Source organism: Mesorhizobium sp. M1E.F.Ca.ET.041.01.1.1, from assembly GCF_003997355.1.
Taxonomy (GTDB): Bacteria; Pseudomonadota; Alphaproteobacteria; order Rhizobiales; family Rhizobiaceae; genus Mesorhizobium.
Map to the genome: position 1 here is coordinate 1 of NZ_RZSL01000704.1, position 2709 is coordinate 2709.

The window sequence follows — 2709 nt, forward strand, 5'->3', positions numbered from 1 at the left end:
CGATTGCCGGCGATTGTGAAGCGGCCGTCGCGAATGCGGTTGGCGAAGCGGCCGACAACTGCGCCGAAATAGGCGCGGTCGGTCTCGTAGGGCTCGAACCGGTCGTAGCCCAGCACCAGCGGCGCGTCGTGACCGGTGAGCCGCAGATCCTGGATGATCGCGCCGAGTCCGATGATGTTGGCGGTGAGGCCGCCGCCGCGGATGGTGAAGCGGCGAACGGCCTCGCCCGCCTGCGTCGTGCCGAAGACCTCGCCGTCCTTCATCGCCATGCCCGAAATGCCAGTTTTTGATCAGTCGATTTAGGCCGGCGCCCTTTGATCCGGCAAGGGCAGGCCAGGCGCCTGCCCCGCTCCGTGATCGGCTATCAGAGGCCGAGGCCGCCGATGCAGACATATTTGGTGTCGAGGTAATCCTCGATGCCCTGATGTCCGCCTTCCTTGCCGAGGCCCGATTCCTTGACGCCGCCGAACGGCGCCTCGGGGGTGGTGATCAGGCCCTCATTGACGCCGACCATGCCGTATTTCAGCCCTTCCATGACCCGGAAGGCGCGGCCGAGATCGCCGGTGTAGAAGTAGCAGGCCAAGCCGAACTCGGTATCGTTGGCCAAGGCGATCGCCTCCTCCTCGGTGTCGAATTTGAACACCGGTGCGACCGGCCCGAAGATCTCTTCCTTCATGAAGCGCATCTTCGGCGTCGCATTGGCGATGACGGTCGGCTGGAAGAACGAGCCGCCGAGCGCATGGCGCTTGCCGCCGGCGACGACCTTGCCGCCCTTCGACGTCGCGTCGGCGATCAGTTCCTCGACCTTCTCGACCGCCTTATCGTCGATCAGCGGCCCCTGCTGGACGCCTTCTTCCAGGCCGGAACCGACCTTCAGATCGTTGCTGGCGGCGGCCAGCTTCTCGACGAACTTGTCATAGACGCCGGCCTGGACGAGGAAGCGGTTGGTGCAGACGCAGGTCTGGCCCGAATTGCGGTACTTGGCGGTGATGGCGCCGGTGACGGCGCGGTCGACGTCGGCGTCGTCGAAGACGATGAACGGCGCATTGCCGCCGAGCTCCATCGAGACTTTCTTGACCGTCACGGACGACTTCTGGATGAGGATCTTGCCGACCTCGGTCGAGCCGGTGAAGGTGATCTTCTTGACCAGCGGGTTGGCGCAGATCTCGTCGCCGATCTCGCCGGCCGAGCCGGTCAGGATGTTGATGACGCCCTTGGGGAAGCCGACCTCCTCGGCGAGCGCGCCCCAGGCGAGACCGGAGTAAGGCGTCTGCGAGGCCGGCTTGACCACCGCCGTGCAGCCTGCGGCCAGCGCCGGGCCGAGCTTGCGGGCAAGCATCGAGGACGGAAAATTCCAAGGCGTGATGGCGGCGATGACGCCGACCGGCTCCTTGGTCACCAGGATGCGGCGGTCGCCCCACGGCGACGGCACGATGTCGCCATAGGTGCGGCGGCCCTCCTCGGCGAACCAAAGGATATAGGCCGCGGCGGAGCCGATCTCGCCCTTGGATTCGAACAGCGACTTGCCCTGTTCGATGGTCAGCAGCTCGGCAAGCACGTCCTGATTGTCCATCATCGCGTCATGCAGCTTGCGCAAGAGCTTCGAGCGCTCGAGCGCGGTCGTCTTGCGCCAGGTCTTGAACGCCTCCTCGGCGGCCTCGATGGCGCGGCGCGTTTCGGCTTTGCCGGCCTTCGGCACGGTGCCGATCTTGAGGCCGGTGGCCGGGTTGTTGACGTCGACGGTCTGGCCGCTGTCGGCCTGCACCCATTCGCCGTTGATGAGATTGGCCTGGCGCATGAAATGGCTGGTTTTCTGAAGCATGGTCTGGCCTCCGTTCGGCGCGCTGATCGGCCGTTTTTCTGGATATTCGATGGGCGTGCAGGGCCGCACGCTGGCGCAATGCTCTTACCTAGGGAAAGCCCTGCAAGCAATCACAAGATGGCATATAGGGGTTGGGCCAGCAAAAGCGAGCGCCGGCCGGGCCGATTGGCTCTAGCCGAACACGTTGACGACCACCGTCAGCCAGAATGACGTGGTCAGCACAGCGCTTGCCGTGGCGATTGTCATCTGGTTCGAGGCCAGCGCCTGGCCGGTGTTGAACTGGACGGCGATGAGGTAGGAATTGACGCCGGATGGCAGCGCCGCCACCACCACGGCCACCTTTGCCGTCAGCGGCGGCAGGCCGAGCAGCCAGACCAGGAGAAGAACAAGCGCCGGCATCAGGAACAACTTGAGCACCGACAGCGTGAGCGCCGGCCGGATGTTGCCGGAGATGCCGAAGCGGCGCAGGCTGAGCCCCATGGCAAACAGCGCTATCGGCCCGGCCGTATCGGCCAGCGCGTCGACCAGCCGCCCGATAAGCGCCGGCAGCGGCGCGCCGATGAAGCGCCAGGCAAGCCCCGCCAGAATGCCGATGATCAGCGGATTGACGAACAGCCGCCTGAGAAAGTTCTTGATGACGCGCAGCGGATGCACCTGCTCGCCGCCGTTACGGCCGAACATTTCGAACAGCACGATCGAGGCCATCATCATGATCGGCAGGTGAACCGAGACCAGCAGCGACAGCACCTCGAAGCCGCTCGGACCAAAAATACCGAGGATGAAAGGTGCGCCGAGCAGCACGACATTGGAATAGGCCGAGGACACGCCACCGACGATGCCGGCGCGGGCGTCACGGCCGAAGATGCGCGTCGTGACCAGATGGCCGG

The 2709-nt window shown here is 65.0% G+C and carries 2 protein-coding genes and 1 pseudogene; all 3 read right to left on the reverse strand.

The genetic code is table 11. From position 1 onward, the window contains the following. Positions 1-269: pseudogene (locus EOA38_RS32875) on the reverse strand (galactose-1-epimerase); the annotation flags it as partial. A gap of 95 nt (positions 270-364) precedes the next feature. Further along, positions 365-1822: an NAD-dependent succinate-semialdehyde dehydrogenase gene (locus tag EOA38_RS32880; protein ID WP_126093338.1), complete on the reverse strand. Its 1458-nt coding sequence runs from the start codon at positions 1820-1822 to the stop codon at positions 365-367. A 171-nt stretch (positions 1823-1993) separates the two neighbouring features. Further along, positions 1994-2709 (reverse strand): AEC family transporter (locus tag EOA38_RS32885; RefSeq protein WP_127301193.1); only part of this gene is annotated, 716 nt, incomplete at its 5' end.